General features: G+C 62.4%; 24 protein-coding genes and 3 tRNA genes. 20 read left to right on the top strand and 7 right to left on the bottom strand.

The annotated features are described in order from the left end of the window. Positions 1–68: 68 nt before the first annotated feature. The 8 genes from pheA (at position 69) to B0E48_RS10630 (ending at position 6,386) form a co-directional block, all read left to right on the top strand. The gene (gene pheA / locus B0E48_RS10665; protein WP_077518077.1) at positions 69–1,157 is read left to right on the top strand and encodes a prephenate dehydratase; all 1,089 of its coding nucleotides are present in this window, start codon (positions 69–71) and stop codon (positions 1,155–1,157) included. 19 nt (positions 1,158–1,176) lie between these two features. Beyond that, entirely contained in the window at positions 1,177–2,484 is a 1,308-nt protein-coding gene (gene aroA, locus B0E48_RS10660) for a 3-phosphoshikimate 1-carboxyvinyltransferase (RefSeq protein WP_254423933.1), read from the top strand. Between the two features lie 63 nt (positions 2,485–2,547). After that, positions 2,548–3,324, top strand: a complete 777-nt coding sequence (gene kdsB / locus B0E48_RS10655; RefSeq protein ID WP_077518075.1) for a 3-deoxy-manno-octulosonate cytidylyltransferase — start codon at positions 2,548–2,550, stop codon at positions 3,322–3,324. Between the two features lie 44 nt (positions 3,325–3,368). Continuing rightward, positions 3,369–5,195, top strand: coding sequence for an excinuclease ABC subunit UvrC (uvrC, locus tag B0E48_RS10650; protein WP_077518074.1), 1,827 nt, complete (start codon positions 3,369–3,371; stop codon positions 5,193–5,195). Positions 5,196–5,267: 72 nt separating this feature from the next. Then, positions 5,268–5,879, top strand: a complete 612-nt coding sequence (gene pgsA / locus B0E48_RS10645) for a CDP-diacylglycerol--glycerol-3-phosphate 3-phosphatidyltransferase (protein WP_077518073.1) — start codon at positions 5,268–5,270, stop codon at positions 5,877–5,879. 57 nt (positions 5,880–5,936) lie between these two features. Next, positions 5,937–6,012, top strand: a tRNA-Gly gene (locus B0E48_RS10640). A gap of 143 nt (positions 6,013–6,155) precedes the next feature. Further along, positions 6,156–6,231, top strand: a tRNA-Gly gene (locus B0E48_RS10635). A gap of 81 nt (positions 6,232–6,312) precedes the next feature. Next, a tRNA-Cys gene (locus B0E48_RS10630) sits at positions 6,313–6,386 on the top strand. Between the two features lie 188 nt (positions 6,387–6,574). On the opposite strand, the gene B0E48_RS10625 is transcribed toward B0E48_RS10630, so the two are convergent. The 7 genes from B0E48_RS10625 to B0E48_RS10595 form a co-directional block, all read right to left on the bottom strand. Continuing rightward, complete coding sequence (locus tag B0E48_RS10625) at positions 6,575–7,876, bottom strand: S8 family serine peptidase (protein ID WP_077518072.1); 1,302 nt, start codon at positions 7,874–7,876, stop codon at positions 6,575–6,577. Further along, complete coding sequence (locus B0E48_RS10620; protein WP_077518071.1) at positions 7,873–8,505, bottom strand: hypothetical protein; 633 nt, start codon at positions 8,503–8,505, stop codon at positions 7,873–7,875. Before B0E48_RS10620 ends, B0E48_RS10625 begins: the two co-directional genes overlap by 4 nt. Then, positions 8,502–9,086: a sigma-70 family RNA polymerase sigma factor gene (locus B0E48_RS10615; protein WP_077518070.1), complete on the bottom strand. Its 585-nt coding sequence runs from the start codon at positions 9,084–9,086 to the stop codon at positions 8,502–8,504. Before B0E48_RS10615 ends, B0E48_RS10620 begins: the two co-directional genes overlap by 4 nt. Positions 9,087–9,163: 77 nt before the next feature. After that, entirely contained in the window at positions 9,164–10,054 is an 891-nt protein-coding gene (locus B0E48_RS10610; protein WP_254423932.1) for a hypothetical protein, read from the bottom strand. 173 nt (positions 10,055–10,227) lie between these two features. After that, positions 10,228–10,935: a c-type cytochrome gene (locus tag B0E48_RS10605; protein ID WP_139350244.1), complete on the bottom strand. Its 708-nt coding sequence runs from the start codon at positions 10,933–10,935 to the stop codon at positions 10,228–10,230. Positions 10,936–10,948: 13 nt separating this feature from the next. Further along, the gene (locus B0E48_RS10600; protein WP_077518069.1) at positions 10,949–13,579 is read right to left on the bottom strand and encodes an MtrB/PioB family outer membrane beta-barrel protein; all 2,631 of its coding nucleotides are present in this window, start codon (positions 13,577–13,579) and stop codon (positions 10,949–10,951) included. A gap of 25 nt (positions 13,580–13,604) precedes the next feature. Beyond that, positions 13,605–14,756, bottom strand: coding sequence for a DmsE family decaheme c-type cytochrome (locus B0E48_RS10595; protein WP_077518068.1), 1,152 nt, complete (start codon positions 14,754–14,756; stop codon positions 13,605–13,607). Positions 14,757–15,060: 304 nt separating this feature from the next. Here B0E48_RS10595 and B0E48_RS10590 point away from each other — a divergent pair, with 304 nt between their 5' ends. The 12 genes from B0E48_RS10590 to B0E48_RS10535 all read left to right on the top strand — a co-directional run bounded on the left by B0E48_RS10590 (position 15,061) and on the right by B0E48_RS10535 (position 26,388). Beyond that, positions 15,061–15,498, top strand: a complete 438-nt coding sequence (locus B0E48_RS10590) for an FdtA/QdtA family cupin domain-containing protein (RefSeq protein WP_077518067.1) — start codon at positions 15,061–15,063, stop codon at positions 15,496–15,498. Then, positions 15,483–16,148, top strand: coding sequence for an acetyltransferase (locus tag B0E48_RS10585; protein ID WP_077518066.1), 666 nt, complete (start codon positions 15,483–15,485; stop codon positions 16,146–16,148). The genes B0E48_RS10590 and B0E48_RS10585 overlap by 16 nt, the downstream gene beginning before the upstream one ends. A 7-nt stretch (positions 16,149–16,155) precedes the next feature. Beyond that, positions 16,156–17,109 carry a hypothetical protein gene (locus tag B0E48_RS10580; RefSeq protein ID WP_077518065.1) on the top strand — a complete coding sequence of 318 codons (954 nt, stop codon included), beginning with the start codon at positions 16,156–16,158 and terminating at the stop codon, positions 17,107–17,109. Then, positions 17,096–18,028 carry a GNAT family N-acetyltransferase gene (locus tag B0E48_RS10575; RefSeq protein ID WP_077518064.1) on the top strand — a complete coding sequence of 311 codons (933 nt, stop codon included), beginning with the start codon at positions 17,096–17,098 and terminating at the stop codon, positions 18,026–18,028. Before B0E48_RS10580 ends, B0E48_RS10575 begins: the two co-directional genes overlap by 14 nt. 29 nt (positions 18,029–18,057) lie before the next feature. Further along, positions 18,058–19,170 carry a DegT/DnrJ/EryC1/StrS family aminotransferase gene (locus B0E48_RS10570; RefSeq protein WP_077518404.1) on the top strand — a complete coding sequence of 371 codons (1,113 nt, stop codon included), beginning with the start codon at positions 18,058–18,060 and terminating at the stop codon, positions 19,168–19,170. After that, positions 19,167–20,417: an O-antigen translocase gene (locus B0E48_RS10565; protein WP_077518063.1), complete on the top strand. Its 1,251-nt coding sequence runs from the start codon at positions 19,167–19,169 to the stop codon at positions 20,415–20,417. The genes B0E48_RS10570 and B0E48_RS10565 overlap by 4 nt, the downstream gene beginning before the upstream one ends. Before the next feature lie 2 nt (positions 20,418–20,419). Continuing rightward, on the top strand, positions 20,420–21,367 hold the full coding sequence (locus B0E48_RS10560) for a glycosyltransferase (RefSeq protein ID WP_077518403.1): 948 nt from the start codon (positions 20,420–20,422) through the stop codon (positions 21,365–21,367). Then, positions 21,364–22,554, top strand: coding sequence for a hypothetical protein (locus B0E48_RS10555; RefSeq protein ID WP_254423931.1), 1,191 nt, complete (start codon positions 21,364–21,366; stop codon positions 22,552–22,554). The genes B0E48_RS10560 and B0E48_RS10555 overlap by 4 nt, the downstream gene beginning before the upstream one ends. A gap of 10 nt (positions 22,555–22,564) precedes the next feature. Then, the gene (locus B0E48_RS10550) at positions 22,565–23,407 is read left to right on the top strand and encodes a Wzz/FepE/Etk N-terminal domain-containing protein (RefSeq protein ID WP_077518062.1); all 843 of its coding nucleotides are present in this window, start codon (positions 22,565–22,567) and stop codon (positions 23,405–23,407) included. A 155-nt stretch (positions 23,408–23,562) separates the two neighbouring features. Further along, a complete protein-coding gene (locus B0E48_RS10545) occupies positions 23,563–24,447 on the top strand; it encodes a class I SAM-dependent methyltransferase (RefSeq protein ID WP_077518061.1) in 885 nt (294 codons plus the stop codon). Positions 24,448–24,472: 25 nt separating this feature from the next. Beyond that, on the top strand, positions 24,473–25,684 hold the full coding sequence (locus tag B0E48_RS10540) for an amidohydrolase family protein (RefSeq protein WP_254423954.1): 1,212 nt from the start codon (positions 24,473–24,475) through the stop codon (positions 25,682–25,684). Then, on the top strand, positions 25,684–26,388 hold the full coding sequence (locus B0E48_RS10535; RefSeq protein WP_077518059.1) for a class I SAM-dependent methyltransferase: 705 nt from the start codon (positions 25,684–25,686) through the stop codon (positions 26,386–26,388). The genes B0E48_RS10540 and B0E48_RS10535 overlap by 1 nt, the downstream gene beginning before the upstream one ends.

The following is a 26,388-nucleotide window of genomic DNA, read 5'->3' as shown; positions in this document are numbered from 1 at the left end:
AACAAGACGATTATCAGGCAAGATGCCAAGTAATCATTTGGACATCTATCCATCCAGGCGGCTAAAGCATGACCGATCCCAAGACACCGCTGAGCGAGATGCGTGAGCGCATCGACAGCATCGACCGGCAGATCCAGCAGCTGATCTCCGAGCGCGCGAACCATGCGCAGACCGTAGCGAAGGTTAAGGGCGCTGGGCTTTCGGCGATCGACTATTATCGCCCCGAACGCGAGGCCCATGTGTTGCGCATGGTGGTGGATCGCAATGATGGCCCGCTGTCCGATACTGAAATGGTGCGCTTGTTCCGCGAGATCATGTCTTCCTGCCTGGCGCAGGAGGACCCACTGAAGATTGGCTTCCTCGGCCCGGAAGGCACATTCAGCGAGCAGGCCGTGCGCAAGCATTTCGGTCATGCCGCTTACGGGCTGCCGCTGGGCAGCATCGAGGAAGTGTTCCAGGAGGTCGCCGCCGGTCATGCGGATTTCGGCGTGGTGCCGGTGGAGAATTCAGGGCAGGGCATGATCCAGGTCACGCTGGACATGTTCCTCACGTCCGAAGCTACCATCTGCGGCGAAGTGGAGCTGCGTGTACACCAGTGCCTGCATTCGCAGCTGGGCAAGCTGGAGGACGTCAAACGCGTCTATGCACATGCGCAGTCGCTGCAGCAGTGCAAGACCTGGCTACGCATCAATCTGCCTGGCGTCGAGTGCATCGCTGTAAGCAGCAACGCCGAGGCAGCCCGGATGGCGCGGCATGCCGACGATGCAGCAGCGATCGCCGGCGAGACGGCGGGCAAGGTCTACGGTCTCAAGACGGTGGCGCAAGGCATCGAGGATCGCGCCGACAACACCACGCGCTTCCTGGTGATCGGTCGTTCGCTGTTTCCGCCATCAGGCAACGATCGCACTTCGTTGCTGATCACCGTGAATGACAAACCGGGTGCGCTGTACGACGTACTCAGCCCGTTCGCCAAGCATGGGGTCAGCCTGAACCGGATCGAATCGCGCCCGGCGCATACCGGCAAGTGGCAGTACGCATTCTTCATCGACGTCTCCGGTCATATCGACAATGCCACCTTGCAGGCAGCCGTGCAGGAAATCGGTGAGTCGGCGGCCACGATACGCGTGCTGGGTTCCTACCCGGTGGCGTTGCCCTGATCTGCGTGGAGAACTCTGCTTGAATCGTTTCGACTGGAACAGCCGACCGGGCCAGCCGCTGCATGGCAGCGTGCGCGTGCCCGGTGACAAGTCGGTATCGCATCGCGCGTTGATGCTGGCGGCGATCGCCGAAGGAAAATCGCATATCCGCGGTTTCCTCGAAGGTGAGGACACCCGCGCCACGGCTGCCGTGCTGGCCCAGCTCGGTGTGCGCATCGAGACCCCGTCGGCAGGCGAGCGTGTGGTGCATGGCGTTGGCCTGCATGGCCTGCGCAATGCGGCGCAGGCGCTGGATTGCGGCAATGCCGGCACCGGCATGCGCCTGCTGACAGGATTGCTGGCCGGGCAGACGTTCGACAGCACCTTGGTTGGCGATGCCTCACTGTCAAAGCGGCCGATGCGCCGGGTCACCGATCCGCTGACGTCGATGGGCGCGCGCATCGATACGCAGGAGGGTTTACCACCGCTGCACCTGCACGGTGGCCAGCCATTGCATGGCATCCGTTACGAGTTGCCGGTAGCCAGCGCACAGGTGAAGTCCGCATTGCTGCTCGCCGGCCTGTACGCCATTGGCGAAACCGAGATCATCGAACCGCACCCGACCCGCGACTACACCGAACGCATGCTGGCCGCGTTCGGCTGGCCGATCGCGTTTTCACCGGGGCGGGCAACGCTGACTGGCGGCCATGCCCTGCATGCCACCGATGTCGACGTGCCGGCCGATTTTTCCTCGGCGGCGTTCTTCCTGGTCGCTGCCAGCATCGTGCCGGGTTCGGTCCTGCGCCTGCCCGCGGTCGGTCTCAATCCGCGCCGCACCGGGCTGCTGCAGGCGCTGCGCCTGATGGGAGCCGACATCAGCATCGAGCGGGAACGCGAAGCCGGCGGTGAGCCGGTCGGCGACCTGGTCGTACGCCATGCGCCGTTGCACGGCATCGAGCTGCCGCTGGCGCTGGTGCCGGACATGATCGACGAGTTTCCCGCGCTGTTCATCGCTGCGACCGCAGCGAGCGGTCGCACGGTGATCCGCGGTGCCGCCGAATTGCGTGTGAAGGAATCCGATCGCATCACGACGATGGCCAGCGGTTTGCGCACACTCGGTGCGATGATCGAGGAAACCCCGGATGGTGCGATCATCCATGGCGGCCTGCTCGGCAGCGGCAGCGTGGAAAGCCACCTCGACCACCGCATCGCGATGAGTTTCGCGGTTGCCGGGCTGGTCGCGAGCGGCCCGGTGCGGATCAACGACTGCAGTCACGTCGCCACCTCCTTCCCTGGTTTTCTCGAGCTGGCCAATGGCTGCGGCTTCGCGTTGCAAAACGTGGACTGACCTGTCCGCGCGGGTGCATGTATCGTTGCAGTCAGGTTCGCCGTCTGGTTGAAGGTCTTGCCCATGTCCAACGCTGTACCGCCGTTCATCGTCGCCATTCCCGCCCGTTACGGCTCGACCCGCCTGCCAGCCAAGCCCTTGCGCGAGATCGGCGGCGTGCCGATGGTGGTGCGGGTGGCACAACGCGCACTGCAGGCCGGTGCCAGCCAGGTCGTGGTAGCCGTGGACGATCAGCGTATCGCCGACGCACTGGTCGGGCAGGGTGTGGATATCTGCATGACGCGCAGCGACCACGCCTCGGGCAGCGACCGGCTGGCCGAATGCGCGGTGCACTACGGCTGGACCGATGACAGCATCGTGGTGAACCTGCAGGGGGATGAGCCGTTTGCGCCTGCCACCGGCATCCGCGCGGTGGCGCAGGCGCTGGCTGGCGACGACGCCCCGATGGCGACCCTGGCCACGCCGATCATCGATGCCGAAGAACTGTTCGATCCGAACGTGGTGAAGCTGGTGCGCGGAGTGAATGGGCGTGCCTTGTATTTCAGCCGGGCGCCATTGCCGTGGGCGCGCGATGCATTCGCCGTCGACCGGCATGCGTTGCCGTCCGGTTCGCCCTTCCTGCGACATATCGGCATCTATGCGTACCGGGCCGGGTTCCTGGCGCGTTACACCCGGCTGTCGCGCACGCCGCTGGAACAGACCGAGTCGCTGGAGCAGTTGCGTGTGCTCGAGCACGGCCATGCGATCGCGGTGCGGCTGACGCCCGAGCCGTTCCCGCCTGGCATCGACACCGAGGCCGACCTCGATCGCGCCGAGCAGTGGTTGCGCACGCACCATTGAATCACCATATCGGTGGCGTCGACCGCACCCGTTAGAATGACCGCATGCAGCCCGCGCAACCGCCACCCTTCGACGGCAAGGCCTTCGTCAGCACGCTTACCTCCTCGCCTGGCGTCTATCGTCATTTCGACGCTGCTGGCGAGCTGCTGTATGTCGGCAAGGCCGGCAATCTCAAGAAGCGCGTCGGCAGCTATTTCCTGAAGCCGCGGATGGAGCCGCGCATTGCCGCGATGGTGGCGCAGATTGCCCGCGTCGATATCACCGTGACGCGTACCGAGGGCGAGGCGCTGCTGCTGGAATCGCAGCTGATCAAGTCGCTCAAGCCGCGCTACAACATCTTGCTGCGCGACGACAAAAGCTATCCGTATATCTACCTGTCCGGTGGTGAGGACTATCCGCGGCTGGCGTTTCATCGCGGCGCACGCAATCTGCCGGGGCGCTATTTCGGGCCGTACCCGAGTACCTACGCGGTGCGCGAAAGCCTCAGCCTGATGCAGAAGCTGTTCAAGGTGCGCCAGTGCGAGGACAGCTACTACCGCAACCGCTCGCGACCATGCCTGCAGCACCAGATCGGCCGCTGTACTGCGCCGTGCGTGCAGCTGATCAGCATCGAGGATTACCGCAGCGATGTGCGCCACGCCGAGATGTTCCTGGAGGGGCGCAGCAACGCCGTGATCGACGAACTGGCTGACGCCATGGAACGCGCCAGTCAGTCGCTGCAATTTGAACGGGCAGCGACCCTGCGCGACCAGGTGGCTGCACTGCGTCAGCTCCAGGCGCAGCATCATGTGCATGGCGCCAGCGCCGACATGGACGTGATCGCCTGCCGTATCGAGTCGGGCATGGCCTGCATCAGCGTGCTGTTCTTCCGCAACGGCATCAGTCTCGGCACGCGCGACTTCTTTCCACGCCTGCCACTGGATGCCGAGCCGGCCGACGTGCTGGCCCAGTTCATCGCGCAGTACTACCTGGACCGGCCGGTGCCGCGCGAACTGATCCTCGGCGAACCGGTTGCCGATCAGGAGATCCTGGCGGAACTGCTGGCCCAGCAATCCGGTCATGCGGTCGAACTGAAATCCAGCGTGCGCGGCGATCGCGCGCAATTCCTGCAGATGGCCGAGCGCAATGCGCAGGCTTCACTGACCGCCCGACTGGCCAGCCGGCAGACCCTGGGCGCACGCTTCGACGATTTGCAGAAAATACTGGAGCTGGCCGCATCGCCACGCCGCATCGAGTGTTTCGACATCAGCCATACCATGGGTGAGGCAACCGTTGCATCGTGCGTGGTGTTCGGGCCGGAAGGGCCGGAGAAATCACATTACCGGCGCTTCAATATCGCCGGCATCACGCCCGGCGACGATTACGCAGCCATGCATCAGGCGCTCACCCGACGCTTCCGCAAGGTCGCCGAAGGCGAGGGCGTGCGTCCGGACATTCTGCTGATCGACGGCGGTAGCGGGCAGGTGGCGCAGGCGCTGGATGTACTGAAGGAACTCGGCGTCACCGGCATCGAAGTGGTTGGCGTGGCCAAGGGACCAGGCCGGCGCGCAGGCGAGGAAACCCTGGTACTGGCCGACTCCGGCCGCGAGTTGCATCCGGGCTCGTCATCGCCCGCCTTGCATCTGGTCGCCGCCGTGCGCGACGAAGCCCACCGCTTTGCCATCAGTGGTCATCGCAAGCGGCGCGAGAAGGCGCGCGAGCGCAGCGTGCTGGAAGATGTGCAGGGCATTGGTGCGCGTCGGCGCTCGGCGCTGCTCAAGGCGTTTGGTGGTCTCTCCGGTGTGGAGAGCGCAGGGGTCGAGGAGCTGATGCAGGTCAAGGGTATCGATCGAGGCCTGGCCGAGCGCATCTATGCCAGCCTGCATGGCTGAACGAATCGGATGTAAATCATTCATTCGTTGCGCGATGGCATGCGACACTGTGGCAACTCTTCGGAACAAATCATGCGTATCAACCTGCCAACCTGGCTGACCCTGTTTCGCGTCGGACTGCTGCCGGTCATGGTGGTGGTTTTCTATGCGCCATTTCACGGTCACAACATCACCGCAGCGATCGTGTTCGTGCTGGCGGCATTCACCGACTGGCTGGATGGTTACCTTGCCCGCCGGATGAACCTGACATCGGCATTCGGCGCGTTTCTCGATCCGGTCGCCGACAAACTGATGGTGGCAGTCACGCTGTTCCTGCTGGTGCAGTCGCATCCCAACAGCGGCTGGTCCGGCATCTTGATGGCGGTAACCGCCGCGGTGATCGTCGGGCGCGAGATCAGCGTCTCGGCCCTGCGCGAATGGATGGCCGAAATCGGCATGCGCGCTACCATCAAGGTGGCCTTCATCGGCAAGCTCAAGACCGTCATGCAGATGGTCGCGCTGGTGGTGTTGATCGTGCAGCACGAGAAGGAAGCCACCGCCCTGCGCCTGTACCACATCGGCGAGGGGTTGCTGGTGATCGCAGGCATCCTGACGATCTGGTCCGGCGTGTACTACCTGCGCGCGGCGTGGCCGACCCTGCGCGGCGACACGCCACAGCAACCGCCCGGCGGTAGTGGCGTCTGACCAGCACAGCATGGGCTTGACGATCTGCATTCACGTATTAGAATGCGCGGCTCCAATGCGGGAATAGCTCAGTTGGTAGAGCACGACCTTGCCAAGGTCGGGGTCGCGAGTTCGAGTCTCGTTTCCCGCTCCAGTTTTTCTGCAAAGCCCTGACTTGTTCGGGGCTTTGTTGTTTCAGTGCTTGGGCCGATTCGCGCGAGCGGCGAATCGGTTCGATAAAAGGCGGTCACGGCTATTCACAACCGTTATCGTTCTGCTATCATTCGCTGCTCAGATGCGGGAATAGCTCAGTTGGTAGAGCACGACCTTGCCAAGGTCGGGGTCGCGAGTTCGAGTCTCGTTTCCCGCTCCAGTTTCATGCAAAGCCTCGGCCCACCGGGGTTTTGTCTTTTAAAAGCACTGCGATCATCACGGTCGTGATGCACCAAGCAATGGCCTGGTGGCAGAGTGGTCATGCAGCGGCCTGCAAAGCCGCGTACGCCGGTTCGATTCCGACCTAGGCCTCCATTGCGAATAAAGACTCAGGCGCCTAGGGCGCCTTTTTCTTTGCCTGAAATTCGGGGTTCAGGTTGAGGCGCACCAATCGATGTGGACGCCATCGTCATCACTTCGACTAGCTAGCTTGATGTGCCAGTTCGAGCGATGAACGTGCACATGCCCTTCACTCTTTGGATGAGGAAACTCATCCACTCTCTTCAATGGGACGTTTTCTGGGGGCTTTGCAGTGCATCCACTGCCGACGCTGCGTTTACCTCGAGCGTCCCATCGGAGACTTTGCTGCTGCGTAGCAAAATATCATGGACAGCGTGTGCATCCAGTCTCGGTGCGAGAGACAGCAATAAAGCGGCAATGCCGCTCACATGCGCAGCAGCCATCGATGATCCGGACGTGAAGTCATACCCCCCACCAGGCTGGGTTGTCAGAATGTCGTTTCCTGGGGCGCTCAAGACACCGGGCGCTGCAGTCGATGCGCCGCTTTCGCGAACGACAATGACCCCAGGCACATTGTTGGGAAACCCGTCGACGGTCCCATCCGGCGGCATGGCCGCGATGACGATGCGGTCCTGGCTCAGCAACTTGGCGAGCAACAGATTGAGCAGCGGGTCTGGCGGACCACCCAGGCTCAGGTTGACGATACGGGCATCCGTATCAAGAACCGCGGCCAGCGCTTTGGCGAGGGTGAACGAGTTGCAGCGCGCGCCGGCGTTTGGAGCCGGCTGATACCAGCATGCCTTGTAAACGCTGAGCATGGCCTTGGGCGCGATCCCCACAATCCCCTGATGATTGTCGGCATTTGCGGCGATGACACCCGCGACTTCCGTGCCATGGCTATCGTGATTGAACGCGGACGCATCGTCATCGACCAGATTGTGCGTATCACGGATACGCCCCTGCAGATCGAGATGCGTCATGTCGACGCCGGTATCGACGATCGCGATATGCACCCCATTGCCCTGGCTGATGTTTTGCGCGAGGGCGGCATCGGTTTCCACGAAGCCGCGTTGGAGATTGACGTAAGGATCGTTGTATTGGTGAGCGTCCTGCGATCTCTCCGCGTAGACGGAATACTCGTTTAGTGGCTGCGCAAGTTGCACCCGATCGTCCTTCGCCAGTGCCTTGAGCAAGGCTTCCTGGGTCATGCCGGGAGGCGGCTCGAACACGACGCAATACACGCTGAGGGCTTTGATCGGCCAACCGGTGACTTCGCGCAGTCCGTAACTTTTCTTCAATGCAGCCAGAGTGGAAGCCGCACGCTGGCCGGCGCCGTAATACCTTGGCGCGGCATAACCCAGCAAACTGGAGCCGGCGTTGGTGGAGGGTGACTCAAGCGGGTTGGCGACAGCCAGCACGATGTCGCGCTGGCTGTCCATGGAGGACACGCCGGTGGCCGATGTGTGGCCGAAACTGGCGTGGTTGTCCGATGACGCCATGAGGCGCGATGACGCGCACGCGCTCAAAGCCGCGACTGCGACAAGGGTGAGGAAGCCGCATTTCATGGCGTAACGGCAACGGGCTCCGCCAGGCGGATGCCGCGAGTGGTGCGCAGCTGCTGCAATGCTTGAGTTGTTGACGTGGAGCTCATGGGGGCGACCGTGTAGGCACCCACATCGTTGGGACCACCAACGACCTGCAATCGAAGGGCATGCAGCAGCGCGTTCCAGTCGGCCAGCGTCATGGCTGCATCAGGCACGACACGGATCGTGCCGGTGGTTGCGGGCACAGGCTCCTGACTGAGTGTGCGATACGCAGGGCTGCCGCCGGTCGACCACAGCTTCACGCCCAACGCACCGATACTGAGCGCCTGGATAAGCCCCACGGCGACGAGTGCCCGACTCAGCCAGTTTCGTGAACGCGAACGATAGGGCGCTTCCTCGGCATCGGGCGTATCAAGGCGACCCAGTAGGCGCCTCAATCCCACATTCGCGTCGATTGAAATATCCGCGGGCAGCGACATGGCTTTCCGCAAACGCATTTGTTGTGCGAATTCCGTACGGCATGACTCGCACTGCGCCAAGTGATTTTCGAGCCATTCGCCTTGCTCTTGTGTGGCGCTGTTCTGCAGTACCCAGGGCATCGCGTCCCAGGCCCGGACGCAGTCTCTGTCGGAACTCTTCGGGAACGTCATGGCGCGTTCTCCTTGTGCTTGGGCGAGTCGCCTGCCAGCGCTGGAAGCACATTGCGCAGCTTGACTCGCGCGTGAAACAGGCGCGCCTTCACGGTGCCTACGGGGCACTGCATGATGACAGCAACATCGTCCAGGGTATGACCCACGCCATAGACCAGTTCGATCACCACGCGTTGATCCACGGACAGATGATCGAGCCCCTTGCTCAACCAGTCGCGCAACTCGCGATCTTCATCCAGATCATGGTCACCGGTGCGCTGTTCCGACTGTGGATCGTCTTCCACCGGCTCGTCACCGTGTTGCCGCAGCGCCTTCAGCCCACAGCGATAAGCAATGCCCATCAGCCATGTGGAAACGCGTGAGTCGCCGTGGAAGCTGCCGGCTTTCTGCCAGGCGACCCAGAAGCAGTCGTTGATGACTTCCTCGATGACATCGGGGCGCCGCGTCAACCGGGACAGGAAACGGCACAACCTGCCGTGATAACTGCGATACAGCACGCTCAGCGCGGCGCGATCACCCGTCGACATGCGTTGAAGCAGCATGCGGTCGGTGACGTCAGCGTCGATATCGTCGTCGTTCATGGGCTCGGTGGAGGTGATCGGACTGCGGCGGATTCGCTACGTGAGTACCGTATCAACGCAAAAAGGTTGCCTCTGTATCAAAAGGACCGCGAAATCGTGGCGACCCAGGGGGAGGCGCCAAGAGTGGCCCATTGCTGTTGTGCTTCCGGCGCCTTCATGATGCGGTCGAGCTCTATCCACCAGGGTCCATGGCTCCACAATAGCCCCACATGGCCGTAGCTGTAGTGGTTTGCACGCGCGGAGCCGGCCTGGTTCGCGTAGGCGCGGCTGTAGGGTCCGGCGTAGACGTGATGGTAGGGGCTATAGGGCGCCGTGAGGGACTGGGTGATGCCCGCGCCGGCGGAAAGGGAGAAGTGCCGCGCCAATGGCCAATGAAGATTGATGTCGGCGGCACCACGCGGCTGTTGGCTCTTCTCGCCGATGACGTGGATGGCCGACAGACCGAAGGTCAGCACGTCCCGGTAGCTCCAGTTGACCCCCGTTTCGGCTCGATCAAAGGCTTTTGAACCGCCGGTACTGCCGGGATATCGGTAGTAAAGCAGGCTCACCTGCATCTGCCAGTCGCTTGAAAGAGACCAGTAGCGGGATGCCTGGGCCATGGCCTCGACCAAACGGTTCGGCGAGCGCACCTCTGTACTCCCCGAAAGGCCCAGCGACCAACCTGATGAAAGAGTCTGGGATGCAGTTCCCTCGGTCGCAAACGTCCAGGAGGCGGCTCCCTGCAAGATGGGTGTATCGCCGGTAATCGCCTGGCCCCGGTCAACCAACTGCGAACTAAGCGCTGCGATACCGTTGAAGGTGGTTTGGGCATGAAGCGGCATGGAAAGACATGCCGCAATGGCCAATGACATGAAGCCAAGACGGGTGCTGGCGACAGCCGCCGCCTGGATGCCGCGGTCAGGGTAATACGGCCAGATGCGGTATCGATGCAGCCTGACTTTGATCCGGAGGGGGTGATGCTCCGCCATGGCGCCTACCTGTTTATGACGCACAAAACCACGCCGTGGGAGCTGACAGAATCACGACGAAGTGAGCTTGCCCTGATTTCATGTCGTTGACCCTGTTCAATGTGGAGTGTAACCGGGGTAGCCACAGGGCTCTCCATCCTGGGCATGCTGCCGGCTCTGGAAACATTGCTCTCTCATTGCGTCGCGATGTAGGTCGACAGCGCCTCTATATCCGCATCGCCGAGCGTTTGCGCCACGTTGTGCATGATCAGCGCGTTGCTGGTGCCGTTACGCGCGCCGCTGCTGAAATCGCCCAGCGCCTTGGCCACGTAGATCGCTGATTGGCCGTGCAGTCGCGGGAAAGTCGACCAGGGCGGCTGTGGTGCATCGCTGGAGTACATCCGTGGCCCTTGGCCGGTCGGGCCGTGGCAGCCCTGGCACGGCGGCACGCCGCGGGTCGGGTCGCCGTCTAGGAAGATCTGTCCTCCACGTGAGACGGCGTCGGCGTGGCCGCTCGGCTTAGGCGGCAATGAGGAGTAATACGCGGCCAGGTTGCGCATGTCCGCATCGCTAAGCGTGGCGGCTTGTCCGCTCATGATCGGGTCGCTGCGCTGGCCGCCCTTGAAGGTTTTCAGTTGCACGTAGAGATAGGTTGCCGACTGCCCCGCCAGGTTCGGGAAGTTCGGCGCGATGGCCAGGCCCTGCGGCCCATGGCAGGCGGCACATACGGCTGACTTTGCGAGGCCGGCTTGGGCGTCGCCGGTGATCGGCTGCTGCTGGCGCAGATCGGTCCATGCTGCCGGCGTGCGCACCGGGGCGGTATCGGCCGCGGCAGTGGAAAACGCGGGCAGCCACAGGACCGCAGCCACCAGCATATGAAGCACACGATGCATGGAAGACATGGTGGCGTTCCCCTCAGAGCTTCACGGTCATGAAGACACCCACCACCATGGCATGCCAGTGCGGCTGCGGACCCAACTCGGTGAAGACGCGGTTGCCGACGATGAGGTCGGCAGGCGTGTTGAAGCCTGCGTAGTTCCAGTCGGCGTAGTTGCCGAACTCGTATTTCCCATACAGGCGCATGCCCACTCTCCGGGTCAGCGTCAGATTCAGATTGCCCGTGAGCGTCTGCATGCGATAGACGTTGGGAGGAAAACTGTTGCCGATATCCGCTGCGGTCAGGATAGACAGGTACACCGTGGAAATCGCCCCCAGGCTGGCGTAGTCGTAGCTGTTGAGCCCACGCGAATAGGTGTAGTCGTAGTCGAGATCGAACCTGACGCGCGGCGAGAAGACGTGTCTGAAATGGGCGCCGGCATCGACGTCGCGCTCGTTGTCCGTCGCCGTCCAGAAATTGGCATACGGGAAAAACGGGCCACCGAATTGCGCATCGGCCTGTTCCGGCGAGGAAAAGGTCAGCGCCTCGTTGTCGTTGACGTTGCCCTGCTTGAGGCGGCTCGATTCGATGCCCGCATGGATGCTCATCGAAGTCGCCGCCGTTGGTTCCCAATCCCAGGAGAGATCGGCACCGGTCGTGTCGTAGGACTGCCGCCCGATATCCGCCCCGTAGCGCAGGCGGTTGCCGTACAGCGTGGCGGTGAAGGTGGCCGTGCTTCCCAGCGGCTTGGTCAGGATCGCCCTGAGCTTGCTCGCATCGAGGTTGCTCATGTCGTACATGTACATCTGGGCGACGGTGAACGCGGTATAGCCAACCGCAGGCAGCAGGTAGCCGGGCAGGGAGGGCGAATACGCGTCGAGGTACGGATCGGGGTTATAAGGGCCGCCCGTGCGCTTCTGGTATTCATAGCTGAGACGCAGGCTTGCGTCGCCGAAAGCCTTGGTATCCCAGCCAAGCTTGAAGTGCTGGTCGTTGATATAGGTGCGTTCGCGCGGGCGCGGCGTCTGATAGTCGAGCAGGTAGCTCGCGCTCAGCGTGTTGTTCTGGTTGACTCGGTAGCTGCCGCCCAGTTCGGTCTTGCGATCGTCGTAGGTGAAAGGGATGCTGGCGATCTGCGCGAAGTTCGACTGATAAAGCGGGCTGTCGGGCTGGAACAATTCGGTCTGCCTGGTGGCAGTCGACTCCGCGCCGTTCTCGGGGACATAGCCGTATTGCCCGGTCAACGGGTTGTACATGGTGTAGCGGGTCATGTTGTCTTCGTCGCGCTGGCGCAGGTTGAGGTGCCAGCTGAACTTCGCGCTGGGACGAAAATCCAGGCGCAGGTTGAGCAGACCGCTGTCGATGCGTGCATCGCCGTCCTGCTGTGACAGCGCGGCCGTGGTGTTCCAGTTCGCGCAGGCAATGCCGGTCGTGCCGATGAATTGTCCGCTCGGGCAATACATCGGACTGAGCGGCGCCTGCAGCGCATCGTTCTGCCGCATGCTGCTGTAGGCCGCCGAGATGGAAAACTCGCCGTGCCAGAGCTTCAGCGGATGCGAAGCCTCCAGTCGCACGTTGTAGTAGTTGTTGTCCGGCTCCAGCGACCAGGTGCCGCCGGTGACCACCGAGTTGTAGCCCGGCGCCACGGCAAAAGGCACGGCATAGTCCAGGGTGCTCTTGTTGTCGCGAAAGAACGAGCCGGTCATGGTGAAGTTGAACAACCAGCCCGCGGCACCGCCCTTGTTGCGCAGGCCGAGGTTGACGTCGGTGGTGGTGAAGTCGACCGGTCGCACCGTGTCGTACTGGCCACCGGAGGTGCCCGGTATGCTCGGCGTGCCCGGGCCGCCGGGCCCCGGGGCAGCGAAGAAATAGCTCAGGTACATCGGACCGCCCCAATCGCGGTCACCTGTGCGGTGCTCGCTGGTCACACCGGCGTAGCCGATCCAATTCCGGGTCAGTGCGCTTTCCCAGCTGACACCCTCGCTCTGGCGCGTTACCGACAAGGTCTGGCGCGGCCGGTTCGCCTCCACGGCCTGTACCTGGGCTGGTGTGCTGCCGGTGGCGAGACCGTTGGGCAGGGTCAGATTGGTGGAACCCACGCCATTCCACAGCGGATAGGCCGTCGTGCTCAGGGTGTGTGGGATATCCCGATAAAACGCCTCGATATGATAGTTGCCGTAGCTGCCGGTGCGCAGACGGTAGTACTGATCCTGGCTGCTGAGCCGGCTGCCGCGAAAGTCGACGTACTGACCGGTCTTGGGGTTCAGGGCAGAGAACGCAAGCAGGCTGAGCGCAGCGCCGTTCTTCAAACCGGAGTACATCCGGAAGAATTCATCGTTGCGGTCGCCGCTGGTATGGATGTAGCCGAATTCAACCAGCCCTGTATAGGTCCAGTCTCCCGTGCCGAGTGGAGCCTCGTCGGGTATCTGATGGGGCCAGGGATAGAGCATGCCGGTCGGTGTGCGCAGCTGGCCGGCATGCAGGTAGGACATTCCTGCTGGATCCGGCACGGCGAACGCTCCCCAGCCGGTGGGATCGAGGATGTTGCCGTACTGGATGTTGCCCACGCGCTGGCTGTCGCTGGCGTCGGTCTGCGCGAGCAGCGGCAACGGGCCGACCAGGCCTAGTGTCAGGCTGAGCAGCGCAGTCAGAGGTTTACGCTTCAGCATCTCTCCGCCTCTCGCCGATGGCCGTTCACTGGTGGAACATGGTGCCGTTGGGGTTGTTCGAGCCGTGGATGTTGCTGTGGCAGGTCAGGCAACTGCGCCCCATCACACGCTCGTCCGGCGCCAGTCCATTGCGCAGACCCTGACGCGTCAGCAGATCGTTGGGGTGGTTGTCGTTCGTATGGCATTGCTGGCACAGCATCGGTGCCGGCAGTACCAACAGGTTTTCCTGGTTCGAGCCGTGGGGGGTGTGGCAGTTGAGGCAGCTCTCGGCTACCGGCGCGTGTTCGAACAGGAACGGACCGCGCTTCTCGGCGTGGCAGGTTTGGCAGGTCTCGTTGACGGTGTCGGTCTTCAGCAGCGGCTGGGTGATGCTGCCGTGCGGGTTGTGGCAGTCGACGCAGGAGATCTGCCCCTCCGGCAGCGGCATGTGCGAACGGCGATTGAACTGGGCGCGGACACCCTGGTGGCAGGTCGCACACACCTGGTTGATGGAATCGTTCGCCAGCACGCCTTCGGCCGACGATCGCGTCATCGGGTTGTGGCAGTCGGTGCACGACAGTCCGCGTTCCTGGTGCACCGAGCCGATCCAGTGCTGGCGCGCGCCACCGACGTGGCAGCTCAGGCAGGTGGCCGTCTGCGTTTCGATCGGGGTCTTGGCGTCCTTGGTGAAAGCGATGATCAGGCCCGGAGCCGCGGGGTTCTTCGCGTGCGCTGAGCCGGGGCCATGACAGGCCTCACAGGCGGCCTGCGGTCCGGTGTTTGCGCTGCCCGCGCGGAACGAAGCCACGTGCAGGCTGTGCGAGGCCTGGATGCCTTCGAGCGCGTGGCAGGCGACGCAGCTCTTCGCGCCGATCGCATCGGCGCCCGGCGCCAGCGGGTTCTGCGGGATCGAGGCCGCATCGAACGGTGTGGCCGGGCTGCCATCGAACGCATGCGCGTGCATGTCGCTATGCACAGATGCGCCAGCACCCATGTCGGTGGAGGGCAGCATGCGAGCGATATCGCTCTCGCTCAGGCGATCGGATGACTGGTGCGCGGGCAACTGGTCGGCGCTTGCGCTGTCACTTTGCTGTGCCTGTGCACCGGACGACCACAGCAACACGCTGCCAAGACCAGTTATCACGGCCAGCAGCACCGTCAGCGAGAGTGCCATCACACCCGTCGCTCGACGAGTCATCTTCCTTCCCAAGCTGACTTTGCGCGTTGCCGTCATCCAGCCGATTCCCATGCATTCCCCATCGCTTGCTTCATGCCTAGAGCGAGGCTCGTGCGCGTGATGCTGTAGAGAGCCTGATGTAGCTGGGTGCCGGTTGAGCCATGAAAGGTTGCGTCCGCGCCCAATTCCGGCAGAAGCGGGTTGGCCTTCCATCCAAAGCGACGCCGGTGCCTTGGCCATTCCCGATCACGACGCAACCTTTCCACACGGGCGCGGCACTCAAGCAAGTGGGCATCTTCCAAGAATCTACAGCCGGGTCCAGAACATGGAAATCGAACGAATCCAGTTGCAGAAGCATGGCGACAACGGCGGCATGCTCATCGCATTGGAGGAGGATCGGAACGTACCCTTCGTGATCCGGCGCGTGTATTACATCTACGCCACGCAGAACGATGTGCATCGGGGCAAGCACGCGCACCGCCATCTGCATCAACTGGCAGTAGCGGTGCGCGGCTCCGTCACCTTCTTGCTGGACGATGGCAGCGGGCCCGTCGAGGTCGTGCTCGACGATCCCTCGCAGGGCCTGATGCTCGGCCGCATGGTATGGCGCGAGCTGTACAACTTTAGCGAGGATTGCGTGTTGATGGTGCTGGCCGATCAGTTGTACGACCAGAGCGACTACATCACCGACTATGCAGATTTCATGCGCGAAGTCAGTGGTGCCATGTACCTGGAGGACATGGCAGCATGTCAAGGCCGCTAGTCCTGATTGGAGCCGGCGAGTTCGCGCAGATCGCCTGCGAATACTTCGAACACGACAGCGACTATGACGTGGTGGCTTTCAGTGTCGAGCGCGACTATCTCGCGCAGACGATGTTGGCGGGCCGTCCCGTGGTGGCCTACGAGACACTGGAAGTACACTACCCACCGACGGACGTCGATGTGTTTGTCGCTATCCCGGCCAGCCAGCTCAATCGCCTGCGCACGCGTTTTTATGAGGATGCCAAACGCCGTGGTTACCGGTTTGCCACGTACGTCAGCACGCGCGCCTTCGTATGGCGCAATGCCGAAGTGGGCGAGAACAGCTTCATCTTCGAAGGCAATGTCATCCAGCCCTTCGTATGCATCGGCAACAACTGCATTCTGTGGAGCGGCAATCATGTGGGGCATCGCACGATCGTGCGCGACAACGTGTTCATTGCTTCGCATGCGGTCATTTCAGGCTATTGCGAGATCGGCGAGAACAGCTTTATCGGCGTGAACACCACCTTCAACGATCACGTGAAAGTCGCACTCGACAATCTGATCGGCGCCGGTGCGCTGGTCACTCGCGATACGGAGCCAGGGCGGATCTACGTCGGTTCGCCAGCCAAGGCAGTACCCGGCAAATCCAGCCTCGACGCGAGGCTTTGAAGAACGCATGTTTGAATGGAGCAAGCAAGGGCTGGTGTTCGAAACCGCGCGCCATGGCGTGGGCGGATGGATGCGGCACTCGGCACTTACGCCGACTCCGTATCGCATCGATGATGACTGCATACGCGTCTACGCGGGATTCCGCGATGCCGATGGCGTCAGCCGTATCGGCTACGTCGACGTGCGGGCGGACGATCCTGCGAGCATCGTGCGTGTCAGTGCCGAACCGGTACTCGACATCGGTCGGGATGGCTGCTTCGACGACAATGGCATGATCCTCGGCGATGTCGTCGATGCGCCGGGCGGCCTGCACATGTTCTATGTCGGTTTCCAGCATGTGGCCAAGGCCAAGTTCCTGGCGTTTACCGGCGTGGCTGTTTCCACCGATGGCGGCGATCACTTCGAGCGCGTGCAGGAAACGCCGATCCTGGAGCGCGCGCCCGGTCGCAGCACCATTGGCGCAGTGCATTCGGTCATTCATGAAAACGGCCGCTGGCGCATCTGGTATGCCGCTGGCGACGATTGGGAAACCATCGGCGGCCGACCTTTCCCGCGCTACCACATCCGTTATATGGAGACCGACGATCTCGCTGCCATGCCGCGCGCAGACCATGTCTGCCTGCTACCCCGCGGCAGCGAATATCGCATCGGCCGGCCGCGCGTGTATCGGCTCGGCGGCAGGTACGTCATGTACTTCACGCGCGGCAATCTCGGCGGTGAGTACTTTCCCGGCGTTGCGTACAGCGATGATGGCATTCGATGGGAGCGCCACGACGAGGCGCTGGGACTGACGCTGTCAACCAGCGGCTGGGATTCGCGGGTCATCTGCTATCCGGCGCTGATCCAGCAGCGTGACAAGCTGCTGATGTTCTACAACGGAAACGACATGGGCAAGGATGGATTCGGAGTTGCCGAAACCCGTAGAGCCTGCGTTGTCGGTGGTGAATATGCTCACGGTTAGACCCTACGTTCCGGCCGATGCGGAGGCCTGGGACACTGTGGTGGAGCACTCCAGGAACGGCAACCTGCTACATCAGCGTGGTTACATGGATTACCACGCTGATCGCTTCGTTGACTGTTCGCTGATGGTTGAGCGGGGGGACAAAGCAGTGGCGGTTTTCCCCGCGAACATCTGTGACAACCTGGTGGTGAGTCACGGTGGACTTACCTATGCCGGGCTTGTTTCGACCCACGCCTTGCGCGCCGAGTCGACGCTTGCGGTGTTTGAGGACGTCGGTAACCACTATCGCTCGCTGGGTGTGGAACGCGTCATCTACAAGGCGGTTCCGCATGTGTTCCATGCGTATCCCGCCGAAGAAGACCTGCATGCCTTGCACCGGTTGGGAGCCCGACTGAATCGCCGCGACATGTCCTCGGTCATTGCGTTGCAGGAACCGTTTCACTTCACGGACGGACGAAGGCGCAGCGTCAACAAAGCAGGCAAAGCGGGCATCACTTTGCGGGAAGGTTCCGATCTCGAAAACTTCCACGCGTTGCTTTCGCTGGTGCTGCAGAAGCATGGCGTCGTGCCGGTTCATAGCTTGCCGGAATTGCGCCTGCTGCAGGCCCGGTTTCCGCGACATATCATGCTGCATGAGGCTCGTCGCGACGACATCCTTCTGGCGGGCGTCCTTGTCTACGATTTTGGCAGGACCGTGCATACCCAATATCTGGCGGCATCGGACGAGGGGCAGCGCCTGGACGCACTCAGTCTGCTCCTGGCAGAACTCATCACCAACACTTATGCGAACAGACGCTATTTTTCCTTCGGCATTTCCACCGAACAGGGAGGGCAGGTACTTAACGCTGGCTTGATCACGCAAAAGGAATATTTCGGCGCGCGCGCCATCGTGCATGACTTCTACGAATGGCAGCTTTGATGAAGACTGACCTGATAGAGACCGACCTGATGGACGTCCCGTTCCTCAACCTCAAGGAGGTCAATGCGCGGTATGCGGATGAACTGAAGGTGGCCGTGGCGCGGGTGATCGATTCGGGCTGGTATGTGCTCGGGGATGAAGTCGCGGCTTTCGAGCGAGAGTTCGCTGCGTATTGCGGCGTACGTCATGCGGTGGGCGTCGGCAACGGGCTGGATGCCCTTTCACTGATCCTGCGTGGCTACAAGGAACTCGGCGCCATCGCAGAGGGTGACGAGGTCATCGTGCCAGGCAATACCTTCATTGCCAGTTTTCTCGCGATTACCGAAAACCGGCTTGTGCCGGTTCCAGTCGAGCCCGATCCAGCGACCTTCAACATGGATCCGGCTGGCGTGGGGGCGGCCATCGGGCCACGCACGCGCGCGATCATGGCGGTGCATCTGTATGGCCAGCTGGCAGACATGCCTGCCTTGGCTGCGCTGGCCCGGCGACACAACTTGCTCCTGATCGAAGATGCGGCGCAGGCGCATGGAGCGATCAGCGACGGATGCAAGGCTGGCGCGTTCGGCGATGCAGCGGCCTTCAGCTTTTTTCCGACCAAGAATCTTGGCGCGCTGGGCGATGGCGGCGCAGTGGTGACTGACGACTCCATGCTGGCGGAGCGGATCGCGGCCTTGCGCAATTACGGTTCTGCTGTGAAGTACCAGCACCTGTTCCAGGGCCTCAATTCGCGGCTCGACGAAATCCAGGCCGCGATGTTGCGGGTAAAGCTGAAGTATCTCGACGAGGACATCGCTTGGCGCCGCCGCGTGGCGCACCGCTATCGCGAGGGCATCCACGATCCGCACATTCAGTTGCCGGCCGTGGCGCGGGAGGAACAACACGTCTGGCATCTGTTCGTGGTTCGTTGTCCACGTCGCGATGCTCTGCAACGACATCTGCAGGCGCATGGCATCCAGAGCCAGGTGCATTACCCGGTGCCGCCGCACCGGCAACCAGCCTATGCCGTCATGCAGGACGCCCATCTTCCGCTGACGGAACGATTGCACGATGAGGTGCTGAGCCTTCCGATGGGGCCCGCGCTGAGCGACAACGCGGTGGACCGGGTGATCGAAGCCTGCAATGCGTTCGAGTGCCCCGCATGAACATCGTGCGCACCGGCTTCTACACAACGATCGCTACCGCTGCGCGATTGCTCGCGGCTCTGGTCGTGATCAAGTTGGTGGCATGGTTTGCCGGGCCCGCCGGAGTGGGTAAGTTAGGCCAGTTCATGAGCCTGATGTCGTTGCTGGCCGTGCTGGCTGGTGGCGGTATCAGCGCCGGCATCGTGAAGTACGTCGCCGAATATCGTCACGATGCGCAAAAATTGTCGCGTTTGCTTGCCGCCGCGCTCTGGTATGCACTCTGCGCCTCGTGCCTGATGGGAGGCGTCGCGCTGCTGTTCAGTGGGCAGATTGCGCTCTGGTTGCTGGGTGATCCGGGCTATGCGAGCCTGATCCGTATACTCGCCGTGGCCCAGCTCGGCATTGCACTGGTCAATTACATCCTTGCCGTGATCAACGGCTTCATGGATGTGCGTCGGCTCGCCTTCATCCAGGTGTTTGGATCGGCTTTCAGCATTCTGCTGGTACTCGGGCTGTCGCGCTGGCTGCATCTGTATGGCGCGCTGCTGGCGCTCGTGCTGGGTCAGCTGCTGTGCCTTGTGGTCGGCTTGCCGGCCTGGTGGCATAGCCCGTACTTCCAGCGCAGCATGCTGCGGATGCATTTCGACCGCGAAATGACTTTGCGGCTCGCGGCCTTTTCGGTGATGACACTCAGCTCCGCCTTGCTGCCGCCCTTGATCAATATCGCGGTTCGCGATCACCTCGCGGTCCAGTTCGGCTGGGAGCAGGTCGGTTACTGGCAGGCCGTGAGCAAGGTATCGGATGCCTATCTGCTGTTCCTCACCACGGCGATCAACATCTACTACCTGCCCAAGCTGGCATCGACACACGAGCGCGCGTCACTGGTGCTCGAACTGCGTCATGCCTACCGCTATCTGTTGCCTGCGGTCATTGTCCTGGCGGCGGTGGTTTATGTCCTGCGAGGCTGGGTGACGCGCCTGCTGTTCAGTGCGGACTTCACGTCTGCCAATGCCTTGTATGGACCACAGCTGGTGGGCGATGTCATCAAGATCGCTTCCTTCATTCTGTCCTACGTCATGCTGGCCAAGGCGATGACACGGCTGTTCGTGATCTCCGAGTGCGTGTTTGCGGCCAGCTATCTGGTACTGGTCTATGTGCTTACCGTGCACTTCGGCCTGGTCGGCGCGATGTACGCATTCACGATCAACTATCTGATCTACCTCGCGTTCAATGTGCTGGTCGTACGACGTTACCTGGGAGGGCTGTGACGATGGCCTTCGACGTATCAAAGAGCGCGACAGCGATGCCGTTGGTCTCGGTGCTCATACCGGCATACAACCACGAGCGTTTCGTGCAGCGCTGCCTGGATAGCGTGCTGGAAGATCCGTATCCGGCCAAGGAGCTCATCATCATCGATGATGGGTCGACCGACAGAACCGCCGACAGGATTGCCGATTGGGTGGCGACGCATTGCATGGATCTTCCGATCGAGTACGTGCGCCGGGAGAACCGGGGCATCGCGGCGACCTTGAACGAACTGGTGGTGCGAGCGAACGGGGAGTTTCTCCGGCCGGGTGCCAGCGACGACTATCTGTTGCCCGGAGGTCTTGATGCACAGGTTCGCTACCTGCTGGCGCATCCGGGCAAAGGGGCCGTGATCGGTGATTCGGTCGTCGTCGATCAGGACGGGAAAAAAGTGCATGACAGTGGCATGCGTGATCTTCACGGTGCCGACAAAAGTCTCTATCGATCCGATGACGGTATACGGCGCGCCATTATCAGCCAGTGGGCGATCGGTGGCCCGGTTGCCTTGATGAGAAGGAGCGCACTCGACACGGTCGACCGCTGGAGCGAAGGTCTGCGCATCGAAGACTGGGATCTGTTTCTTCGGTTGGCGGCGCGTGATGCACTGGGCTTCATCGACGTCAGCGTCTGCGCCTACCGCATCCATGGTGCCAACCTGAGCAAGACGCGGCACACGCCAACCCGCGTCATCAATCTTGCCGAGTCGAGGCAGGTTGCGCTGCGCCGGGCCTGTTTGTTCGATGAGCCGTACAAGACTTTGCTCAGGGCGCAGTCGCATTACATCGGCGCCAAGATCGCGTTCCTGCAGAGACGACCCTCGCCGTTGGCATTCCACATGCTGGCATATCTGTCGCTGGTGGTCCTGTCAAAGCTCCGGGTTTCATCCACAAACCCACGCGCGGAGGCGACATGAAGCGGCTGCTGTGCCTCCCCTCGAGCTATCTCGGACTGCCGATCCTGCTGGCTTGCGGGCTTACTTTGCTCACCTACGATCTCTCCGCGGATTACCTGAAGGGCCTGCTGCTGCTGGCAGCGAGCGCAACGGTCATCGTGTGGTTCGATGTGCATACGAACGTCAGGATTCCCGAGCCCGCGCGATTCCGTGTGCGTCATTACACCGGTACCCGCGATGGATTTGTCGCGCTGGCTTTTGCGGGCATCGTCGCTTTCTTCTGCCTGATCGATCTCACGCTGTTCCCGATTCCGCTGCTCGACAAACCATCGTCCTATGCCTTGATGGAAGGTGGCCGCGAACACGTCCGGCATGTTTCCGACATGTGCTGGGCACTTCCTCCGATCGGGCTGCTCTGCGTCAGGAGCAAGTGGGTGCGCAACATGCTCATCGTCATCGGCTTTCTGTTCCCGGTGCTGGTGATCGACCGGAATCGTCTGTTCGCCAGCGTGTTCTCGTTTGCACTCGTCATCATGCTGCGCCGCGACGAGGCAAGGCCGCTGCCGTGGAAAAGCGTCGGTTTTCTGGCGATCGCCGGCAGCAGCGTTTTCTCGATCCTCGGCATCTTGCGGTCCGGGCCACTGGAAAACATCACGCTGCCTTTCAGCGCCGTTTACCGGGCGTTGCCATTGGGCTTCAAGTGGCTGCTGCTTTACGGCAGCGCCGGCCCGTACAACTTCAGCGCGATTCTGGCCAAGCATTACTCCAACGCCAGCTTCCTGATCAACCAGGTGGTTCCGATGAATGGGTCCGTCGTGACCGCCGGGACGGATATTCCGCTGGACGCAGCGACGATCAACGTGGGTACGGAGTTCTTTCCGTTCCTCATGGCGCTGGGTCCGGTCGGCGCGGTGGCTGCGATCTTCGTGTTGTACGGCTTGCTGCGGTGGAGTGTGCGGCGCCTGCGTCCGGCCGTGCCGCTGTTTTCCCTGCTTATTTTCCTGCGTGTTTCCTATGTGTGTGTGATGTCGCCGTTCGCGCCACAGGCATTCACGTGGACGAATGTCGGCTTCATCGGCTTGTGTCTTGTCATGCAGGTTCTCGTGGCCTGGCTGCCGAACAGGAGGTTGCAGGAGCCGATAGACGATGGGCACGCAGATGCCTTCGCGACGGCCGCGCAAACCATGTCTCCACCATCCTTCCAGTGAGCACAGCACCATGGAACAAGACGAAATCTATTTGATCGATCTCTGGCGGATTTTCTCGCGTGAGTGGAAATGGTTTGCGGCCGTGCTGGTCGTGGCCCTGGTCTGCACCTTTGCCTTCGCGCATCGGGCAAGGAACCAATGGGAGGCGACCGCCTGGATCCAGATCGGGCAGGTCGGGCAGGTGCCCTCGGGTCAGGATCCAAAGACCGAGTCGCTGGCCCGGGTGCTCGAGCGTCTGCAAATGGTGCCGTTCGAGAACGAGGTGATGAACAGCCTTGGCTTTTCGCCCGATTCACCCGAAGCCTCGCTTTACCGCAAGAGCATGAAACTGGAGCCGTTACCTTACGCCGGGCCGCTGATCCGGATGAGCCTGCGAGGCTATTCAGCGCAACAAGTCCGCCAATTCGCCGTCGCTACGGTCAATCAGTTGCAGGCTATCCACCAGCGCCTCGAAGCGAGGCCGTTGCAACTGGCCAAAGCGCGGCTTGATGAAATCCAGGCTGATTTGCGCAATGCACAGGCTGAGCAGGATCGCCTGCAGCAGGCCGTCACACCCGCAGGCAAGGACGACGCGGGCAGCAAGGGCATCCAGAACCCGTTGCTCGCCAGCGTGTTGCTGACCAGCAAGAACGAAGAGATCCGCGGTCTGCAGTTGGCCAGAAGCGACCTCGTCGATCGCCTCAGTGCCACGTACACGTATGAAACATCGCTGCTGGGATCCGTCTATGTCCCCGATAAAAGGGTATCCCCGAACCTGGTGCTGATCTGGGGCGCGGGCCTCTTGCTGGGGGCCTTCCTGGGTGGATTGGCCGCCATGGCGAGAAACGCCGTACGGCGCCGAGTGCACAGGTAGTCCTGTTGTCAGCCGCATTCAACCAAAGCGGGCGAGAGCGGCACTCACCAAACAGATGAATGAAAGTGCCGTGGCCGATACCACGGATCGAGCGGAGGTTCATCCTGGATGTCATTGGGAATCATGGACTGCCTTCCGGTCGAACGGAGATCGATATGAGTGGGCAACACAAGTTTGAAATCGTGCGCCAGGCGGTAACCGACGCGAGCGTTCGCCAGCGACCACGGAGTGCGCCCCTGGACCAGGTGCAATTGCTCGATACGCAACGTGCCTTCGACAGTGTTGCCGCCGACTATGACGGGCCGCGCGGCAATAACGAGCTGATTCAGCGCATGCGGGTGACCTTGTGGGACACCGTGCACAGCGCGGTCTCGGCGGGTGGCCGGCTGCTTGATCTGGGCTGTGGCACCGGCATCGATGCGCTCGAGTTCGCGCGGCGCGGCTTCCATGTGGTCGCCTCCGATTGGTCGCCACAGATGGTCGAACGCACACAGGCGCGCGTCGCTGCCGCAGGTCTGCAATCCCGAGTCACGGCCGTCCACCTGGGTGTCCAGCAGCTGGAGGAACTTGAAGGCGAGTTCGACGCCATCTATTCGAACTTCGGCCCGCTGAATTGCGCGCCTGACCTCGGCGCTGTCGCAGCCGAATGTGCGCGTCTGCTGCGCCCCGGCGGCAGCCTGGTTTTTTCGGTGATGGGTCGGATCTGCCCGTGGGAGCTGGGCCACTACGCACTTCGCGGGCGCTTCAAGCGGGCCGGCGTGCGGGCGGCGCGAGGTGCCACCGCGGTGGGGATGAATCGCCACACGATCTGGACTTACTACTATTTGCCGCGCGAGTTTTACCGCGCCTTCGCCGAACACTTTTCGCTGCAGAGCTATCGCGCGCTGAGCCTGTTCCTGCCGCCGCCTTACCTGGTGGACTACTACCGACGTCGCCGCAACTGGTGCGAGCGACTGGGTCGGCTCGACGATCGTATGGGCGGCCTGCCGCTGCTGCGTGACATGGGCGACCACTTCCTGATCGTGATGCGGCGGCGCTGAATCCATGGACATACTCCAGGCAGCGATGGACGTCAGCTTGTGCCGCGCGGTCTCGGTCACGACGGAAGCCAGCTCGCGCGTACCGCTGCCGATCCGGGCAGGACGGATCGGTTCATCACTCGCCGCGCGGGCGTATCGGGTCGATCTGCACGACCATCTGATCTTTCCCGGCCTGATCAACGCGCACGAACATTTGCACGTCAACACCGTGCCGCCGCTGAAAACCGGCGCGCCTTTTCCCAACAGCTATGCATGGATTGCAGCCTTCCAGGCGCATTTCGAGGAACCCGCCGTCATCGCCGCGCTGCAGGTGCCCAAGGAGTTGCGGCTGCGGCATGGTGCGCTGAAGAACCTGCTGGCCGGCACCACCTGCGTGGCGCATCACGACCCCTGGCATCCGGCGCTCGATGCGACGAATTTTCCGGTCGCACTGCTGCGCGATTACGGCTGGAGCTACGCGCTGGGCTGGCCCGGTTACGGACCTCCAGTCCAGCAGAGTTTTGCCGCCACGCCCGCCGACCGGCCCTGGCTGATCCATCTGGCCGAGGGTACCGATGCGGCAGCGCAGGCGGAACTCACGCAGCTGGATCAACTGGGATGTCTGGCGGCGAACAGCGTACTGATCCATGGCGTGGGCCTGCGCGAGCAGGACGTCGATCGGGTGATCGCCAGCGATGCCGCGGTGGTCTGGTGTCCGACCAGCAACCACAACCTGCTCGGGCAATCACTCGATCCGCAGCGCCTGTGCGCGGCCGGCAGGCTTGCGCTGGGCAGCGATTCACGACTCAGCGGTGCACGTGACCTGCTCGAGGAAATGCATGGCATCGCCGTACGCGGCGAGCTCAGTCCCAGGCAGCTGCTGGGGCTGGTCACGACCCAGGCCGCCCGCATTCTGCGGTTGCCCTCGCGCGGCGGTCTCACGCCAGGCGCACCTGCGGATCTGGTGATCGTCGAAGACCGTGGTGGCGATGAGGTGCGCAGTCTGGCGGCGATTGAACGCAACCAGATCCGCGCCGTGGTGCGCAACGGCGTCCCCTGTATTGCCGATATCGATTTCGCCGAATGGTTTGCGGTCGCCGGCATGGAAGCTGTGCCGGTGATGCTGGACGGCAAGCCGAAGTTGCTGGCCAGATCGCTGGCCGAGCCGGCGCTGGTTGCGCTCGAACCCGGGCTCGAACTGATCGCTGATCGGAACGAGCGCGAACGCGATCCCGGCATTGAAGCGCAGTGTTACTGATGTCACGCCCGCCGACTCTCGAACCTGTGGAGGCATACGCGCTGTGGGCACGCAGTTATCCGGCACATGCGCATAATCCGGTCATGCAGGCCGAAGAGCGCGCGATGCTCGGGCTGATGCCGGCCACACTGCAGGGACAGGCCGTGCTCGACGTCGGTTGTGGCAGTGGACGCTACATGCTGCATGCGCTGCGGCGCGGCGCGTCACGCGTGACCGGCGTGGATCTTTCTCCAGAGATGCTGCAACGCGCCGTCGCGGAGCTGGGCGTGTTGCAACCCGATGTCGCCGCCGAGGTCGAGCTGGTGCAGGGCAGCCTGGCGGCTTTGCCGGTACCGGATGCGCTGGCGGATCTGACCGTCTGTGGCCTGGTCGTCGGACACCTCGAGAATCTGCAACAGTCGCTGGCCGAACTGCACCGCGTGACCCGGCCCGGCGGCATGCTGTTGTGCAGTGACGTGCATCCGATCGGGCATGCATTCGGCTGGTTGCGCGATTTCAAGTCCGGCAACCAGCGCTATGCCGTGCGGCATGCGCAACACCTGTACAGCCATTGGCACGCGGCCTGCGCGACGCTCGGGCTGCAGATCGAGCGGGTGCTCGAACCCATGCTGGATCCGGCCGACATTCCCGCTGGCGCGCGCTTCGACCGCATGGCGCTGGAGGTTCCCGTCGCGCTGGTGTTCCAGCTCATTCGCGCGTCCTGA

The organism is Rhodanobacter sp. C03 (genome assembly GCF_002001175.1).
In the GTDB taxonomy this organism is placed as follows: Bacteria; Pseudomonadota; Gammaproteobacteria; order Xanthomonadales; family Rhodanobacteraceae; genus Rhodanobacter.
The sequence above is the reverse complement of the archived record's forward strand: the minus strand, read 5'-3'. Positions and strand labels throughout refer to the sequence as shown.

Bases quoted from the DNA above. Each gene is read 5' to 3' on its own strand.
- pheA (WP_077518077.1), top strand. From the start codon at position 69: ATGACCGATCCCAAGACACCGCTGAGCGAGATGCGTGAGCGCATCGAC.
- kdsB (WP_077518075.1), top strand. From the start codon at position 2,548: ATGTCCAACGCTGTACCGCCGTTCATCGTCGCCATTCCCGCCCGTTAC.
- uvrC (WP_077518074.1), top strand. From the start codon at position 3,369: ATGCAGCCCGCGCAACCGCCACCCTTCGACGGCAAGGCCTTCGTCAGC.
- pgsA (WP_077518073.1), top strand. From the start codon at position 5,268: ATGCGTATCAACCTGCCAACCTGGCTGACCCTGTTTCGCGTCGGACTG.
- B0E48_RS10625 (WP_077518072.1), bottom strand. From the start codon at position 7,876: ATGAAATGCGGCTTCCTCACCCTTGTCGCAGTCGCGGCTTTGAGCGCG.
- B0E48_RS10620 (WP_077518071.1), bottom strand. From the start codon at position 8,505: ATGACGTTCCCGAAGAGTTCCGACAGAGACTGCGTCCGGGCCTGGGAC.
- B0E48_RS10615 (WP_077518070.1), bottom strand. From the start codon at position 9,086: ATGAACGACGACGATATCGACGCTGACGTCACCGACCGCATGCTGCTT.
- B0E48_RS10610 (WP_254423932.1), bottom strand. From the start codon at position 10,054: ATGGCGGAGCATCACCCCCTCCGGATCAAAGTCAGGCTGCATCGATAC.
- B0E48_RS10605 (WP_139350244.1), bottom strand. From the start codon at position 10,935: ATGTCTTCCATGCATCGTGTGCTTCATATGCTGGTGGCTGCGGTCCTG.
- B0E48_RS10600 (WP_077518069.1), bottom strand. From the start codon at position 13,579: ATGCTGAAGCGTAAACCTCTGACTGCGCTGCTCAGCCTGACACTAGGC.
- B0E48_RS10595 (WP_077518068.1), bottom strand. From the start codon at position 14,756: ATGACTCGTCGAGCGACGGGTGTGATGGCACTCTCGCTGACGGTGCTG.
- B0E48_RS10590 (WP_077518067.1), top strand. From the start codon at position 15,061: ATGGAAATCGAACGAATCCAGTTGCAGAAGCATGGCGACAACGGCGGC.
- B0E48_RS10585 (WP_077518066.1), top strand. From the start codon at position 15,483: ATGTCAAGGCCGCTAGTCCTGATTGGAGCCGGCGAGTTCGCGCAGATC.
- B0E48_RS10580 (WP_077518065.1), top strand. From the start codon at position 16,156: ATGTTTGAATGGAGCAAGCAAGGGCTGGTGTTCGAAACCGCGCGCCAT.
- B0E48_RS10575 (WP_077518064.1), top strand. From the start codon at position 17,096: ATGCTCACGGTTAGACCCTACGTTCCGGCCGATGCGGAGGCCTGGGAC.
- B0E48_RS10570 (WP_077518404.1), top strand. From the start codon at position 18,058: ATGGACGTCCCGTTCCTCAACCTCAAGGAGGTCAATGCGCGGTATGCG.
- B0E48_RS10565 (WP_077518063.1), top strand. From the start codon at position 19,167: ATGAACATCGTGCGCACCGGCTTCTACACAACGATCGCTACCGCTGCG.
- B0E48_RS10560 (WP_077518403.1), top strand. From the start codon at position 20,420: ATGGCCTTCGACGTATCAAAGAGCGCGACAGCGATGCCGTTGGTCTCG.
- B0E48_RS10555 (WP_254423931.1), top strand. From the start codon at position 21,364: ATGAAGCGGCTGCTGTGCCTCCCCTCGAGCTATCTCGGACTGCCGATC.
- B0E48_RS10550 (WP_077518062.1), top strand. From the start codon at position 22,565: ATGGAACAAGACGAAATCTATTTGATCGATCTCTGGCGGATTTTCTCG.
- B0E48_RS10545 (WP_077518061.1), top strand. From the start codon at position 23,563: ATGAGTGGGCAACACAAGTTTGAAATCGTGCGCCAGGCGGTAACCGAC.
- B0E48_RS10540 (WP_254423954.1), top strand. From the start codon at position 24,473: ATGGACGTCAGCTTGTGCCGCGCGGTCTCGGTCACGACGGAAGCCAGC.
- B0E48_RS10535 (WP_077518059.1), top strand. From the start codon at position 25,684: ATGTCACGCCCGCCGACTCTCGAACCTGTGGAGGCATACGCGCTGTGG.